Raw genomic sequence first — 3,924 nt, forward strand, 5'->3', positions numbered from 1 at the left:
CATGCCCGCACTCACCACCTACACCACCAAAATCCTCCCCGAGTGGGTCGACTACAACGGCCACCTGCGCGATGCGTTCTACCTGCTGATTTTCAGCTACGCCACCGATGCGCTGATGGACACCCTGGGCCTGGACAGCGAAAACCGCGAAGCCAGCGGCCACTCGCTGTTCACCCTGGAGTTGCACCTCAACTACCTGCACGAAGTGAAACTGGGCGCCGCCGTCGAGGTGCACACCCAACTCATCGCCCACGACCGCAAGCGCCTGCACCTCTATCACAGCCTGCACCTGGTGGGCGACGAAAAGGAGCTGGCGGGCAACGAACAGATGCTGCTCCACGTCGACCTCGCCGGGCCGCACTCGGCGCCATTCAGTGAAGCGGTGCTGGGCAAGCTTGCCAGCATCAGCGCCGAACAAACCGACCTGCCGAAGCCCGCCCTGCTCGGCCGCGTGATTGGACTGCCCCCCCAAAAATAAGGAATCGCCATGCAAACCGCCGCCGCTGTTGCCGACTTCCGTACTTACCCACTGATCAGTGACCTGGCCGATGTGCAGGTGCACGGCGATCACCTCAGTGTGCGATGGGCCGATGGGCGGGTCAGCCCGTTTCATCACCAGTGGTTGCGGGACAACTGCCCGTGCCCTGTTTGCGTCTACAGCGTGACCCGTGAACAGGTGCTGGAAATCGTCGATGTGGACGAACACCTCACGGCCCTCAGTGCGCGTATCGACCAGGGTCTGCTGACAGTGGAATGGAGTGGCGGCCATTGCAGCCAATACGATCCCGGATGGTTGCGGGCGCACGCCTACGACGATGAGTCCCGCGCCGAACGCCGGGCTGCCAAACCGAAATCCCTGCTGTGGGACCGTACGTTCGAGCTGCCCGTATTCGACTACGCAGCGCTGATGGAAGACCCGAAAGCCCTGCTGCAATGGCTGCTGGCCCTGCGTGACAGCGGCCTCACCCAAGTGCGCGGTGTGCCCACCGAACCTGGCTCGCTGGCGCTGATCGCCAAGCGCATTTCGTTCATCCGCGAGAGCAACTTCGGCGTGCTGTTCAACGTGCAGTCCAAGGCCGATGCCGACAGCAACGCCTACACGGCATTCAACCTGCCGCTGCACAGTGATTTGCCGACGCGGGAGCTGCAACCCGGGCTGCAGTTCTTGCATTGCCTGGTGAACGACGCCGACGGGGGCGAGAGTATTTTTGTCGACGGTTTTGCGATTGCCCGGGCGCTGCGGGACGAAGATCCGGAAGCCTTTCGCGCGTTGTGCGAGATTCCGGTGGAGTTTCGCAACAAGGACCGTCACAGCGACTATCGCCGGCTGGCGCCGATCATCGCTCTGGATGCCTTGGGTGAAGTCGCCGAGATTCGCATGGCCAACTTTCTGCGCGGGCCGTTTGAGGCGCCTGCAGAGCAGATGCCGTTGCTCTATCGCGCCTATCGCCGGTTTATTGCGATGACCCGGGAGGAGCGTTTTCGACTGGTCAAACGTCTGAATCCGGGCGAGCTGTGGTGCTTTGATAATCGCCGGACCCTGCATGCGCGCAATGCGTTTGATCCGGCGTCCGGCGCGCGGCATTTCCAGGGCTGCTATATCGACCGCGATGAGTTGTTGTCGCGGATATTGGTGTTGCAGCGGTAGACCGAGGCGCGCCCTTCGCGAGCAAGCCCGCTCCCACAGTTGACCGAGTTCCTCCTGAAAAAACGCGGTCAACTGTGGGAGCGGGCTTGCTCGCGAAGGGGCCAGCAGCTTCACCTCAAATTTCAGCTCAAAAAAAGCCCCGATCCAGCCGTGACAGGATCGGGGCAGAGTGCTTTGTGTGAGCGGCGCATCCCGAGGGTGACCAAACCTTCAAGCTGCTTGCTTGATGCCAGTGTGCACACTCCCCTGCCTTGCGAGTTAGCCGAAAACGACCTGTTCATAGGTGTGCCGGACATTCATGCATTCAGGCCTTGCCGACTCGGTGATGGCCTACCAGAATCGACTTCAATCCCCCGCTCCCCTAACAAGGATTAACGTCATGATGCACGCGGATTTGATTGACCAGGATGACCTGCTGGGCCAGCTGCGGTCGTTGGGTTTCGAGGTGTCCAGCGGCGCTACCGCCGAGCAGGCTTGCGAGTGTGCGGTGCGCGGCTTGAGCGCGGCGCGGGCCAAGGCGCTCAAGGGTATGGTTGAGCAGATGTACACCGGCAGCGCGACGATCTTGCCGGCGGTGAGGCAGGCGATCGACAAGCAGTTGTTGCCGGCGCTGGTGCAATTTCGGCAGAACTCTGGCGCCTGATATACCGCATTCGCGAGCAAGCCCGCTCCCACATTCGACCGCGTTCCTACTGAAAAAACGCGGTCAAGTGTGGGAGCGGGCTTGCTCGCGAATGCAGGCGACTCGGTCTAAAGCCTTACACTCGCGAAAGTCGACTCATTCCTGGCCTGGCTCAACGCCGACAACGGCCCGGACAACGGTGACAACACCAGCGCCTGCGGAATCGGCATCATCGCCACCTGCTGCGTGGTGTTGGAACCCACACGCTCATCCCGCGGCGGAATGCCGAAGTATTCGCGGTAGCACTTGGAGAAGTGCGGCGTGGAGACAAACCCGCACACCGACGCCACTTCGATGATCGACATCGGCGTTTGCTTGAGCAACTGCCGCGCACGGATCAGGCGCAACTTGAGGTAGTAGCGCGACGGCGAACAGTGCAGGTATTTCTGGAACAACCGCTCCAGTTGACGCCGGGACACCGCGACGTACACCGCCAGTTCATCGAGGTCGATCGGCTCTTCCAGGTTGGCCTCCATCAGCGCGACGATTTCCTGCAACTTCGGCTGGTTGGTGCCAAGCATGTGCTTGAGCGGCACACGCTGGTGATCCTGTTCGTTGCGGATTCGCTCGTACACAAACATCTCGGAGATCGCCGCCGACAACTCACGGCCGTGGTCACGGCTGATCAGGTGCAGCATCATGTCCAGCGGCGCGGTGCCGCCGGAGCTGGTGAAGCGGTTGCGGTCGAGGGTGAACAGGCGTGTGCTCATGGCCACGCGGGGAAAGGCTTCCTGCATCGACGCCAGGCATTCCCAGTGCACGCTGCAATCAAACCCGTCCAGCAGGCCGGCGCAGGCCAGGGCCCAGCTGCCGGTGCACACCGCGCCAAGGCGACGGGATTGGCGCGCCTGGCTTTGCAGCCACGACACATGTTCACGGGTCACGGTGCGCTGGATACCCACGCCGCCACAGACGATCACGGTGTCCAGGGCCGGGGCTTTGTGCATGGAAGCATCGGGGGTGATTTGCAGACCGTCGCTGGCCCACACCTGGTTTCCGTCCACACTCAACGTCGTCCAGCGATACAGCTCGCGGCCGGAGAGTTGGTTGGCCATGCGCAGGGGTTCGACTGCGGAAGCCAGGGAAATCAGCGTGAAATTGTCCAGCAGCAAAAAGCCGATGGATTGAGGCGCACGGTTCTGGGGTTGAGCCCCGGAGTTGAACGACGTCATCGCGGTATCTCCTCACACAAAGCGGGTGATGGCCTCAGGCGAGGCTCTTGTTATTGCGCTCATCGCCTTAAGGAAACTCCTATGGCGAGAGGCTTTGTATTGATAGAGCAAATGCCATGCCTAAAGTTGAATGCGTATTCAATAACTCCTGAAAACGACCTCATGACGTGTCTATATAAGCCCGCGCATGGAGTGGGGGATATGACCCAGAAAAGACGTGAGAGAACGCAGGCTCAAGGTGTGTGAGCAGATCGGTAGCACTTGTGGGAAGGGAGAGAAACGACGTGGGAAAAGTCTGTCACCACAAGCACGGGTGACCGATGGTCATGAGGGGAAATCGTTCGGGAGCTACTTATCTAATTGCGACGCGCTAAAAGGTGGCGCTTTTGGTTCTGGTGTTCACTTTATGAGCAGTGTTGCCC

General features: G+C 60.7%; 4 protein-coding genes. 3 read left to right on the forward strand and 1 reads right to left on the reverse strand.

The annotated features are described in order from the left end of the window. Position 1: 1 nt before the first annotated feature. From JV201_RS27155 to JV201_RS27165, 3 genes are all read left to right on the forward strand, one after another. A complete protein-coding gene (locus JV201_RS27155; protein WP_008430629.1) occupies positions 2-478 on the forward strand; it encodes a thioesterase family protein in 477 nt (158 codons plus the stop codon). A 9-nt stretch (positions 479-487) separates the two neighbouring features. Continuing rightward, a complete protein-coding gene (locus JV201_RS27160) occupies positions 488-1,648 on the forward strand; it encodes a gamma-butyrobetaine dioxygenase (RefSeq protein ID WP_219406241.1) in 1,161 nt (386 codons plus the stop codon). Positions 1,649-2,027: 379 nt separating this feature from the next. Next, positions 2,028-2,291 carry a hypothetical protein gene (locus JV201_RS27165; RefSeq protein WP_003216918.1) on the forward strand — a complete coding sequence of 88 codons (264 nt, stop codon included), beginning with the start codon at positions 2,028-2,030 and terminating at the stop codon, positions 2,289-2,291. A gap of 107 nt (positions 2,292-2,398) precedes the next feature. Here the strand turns inward: JV201_RS27165 and JV201_RS27170 are convergent, their stop codons facing one another. Then, a complete protein-coding gene (locus JV201_RS27170) occupies positions 2,399-3,502 on the reverse strand; it encodes a GlxA family transcriptional regulator (protein ID WP_003216915.1) in 1,104 nt (367 codons plus the stop codon). Positions 3,503-3,924 lie beyond the last annotated feature (422 nt).

It is taken from the genome of Pseudomonas sp. Colony2 (genome assembly GCF_019382755.1).
GTDB lineage: Bacteria > Pseudomonadota > Gammaproteobacteria > Pseudomonadales > Pseudomonadaceae > Aquipseudomonas.

What these genes read in the sequence shown, in the direction of transcription:
- JV201_RS27170 (WP_003216915.1), bottom strand. Translation starts at nt 3,502, where the DNA reads ATGACGTCGTTCAACTCCGGGGCTCAACCCCAGAACCGTGCGCCTCAA.
- JV201_RS27155 (WP_008430629.1), top strand. Translation starts at nt 2, where the DNA reads ATGCCCGCACTCACCACCTACACCACCAAAATCCTCCCCGAGTGGGTC.
- JV201_RS27165 (WP_003216918.1), top strand. Translation starts at nt 2,028, where the DNA reads ATGATGCACGCGGATTTGATTGACCAGGATGACCTGCTGGGCCAGCTG.
- JV201_RS27160 (WP_219406241.1), top strand. Translation starts at nt 488, where the DNA reads ATGCAAACCGCCGCCGCTGTTGCCGACTTCCGTACTTACCCACTGATC.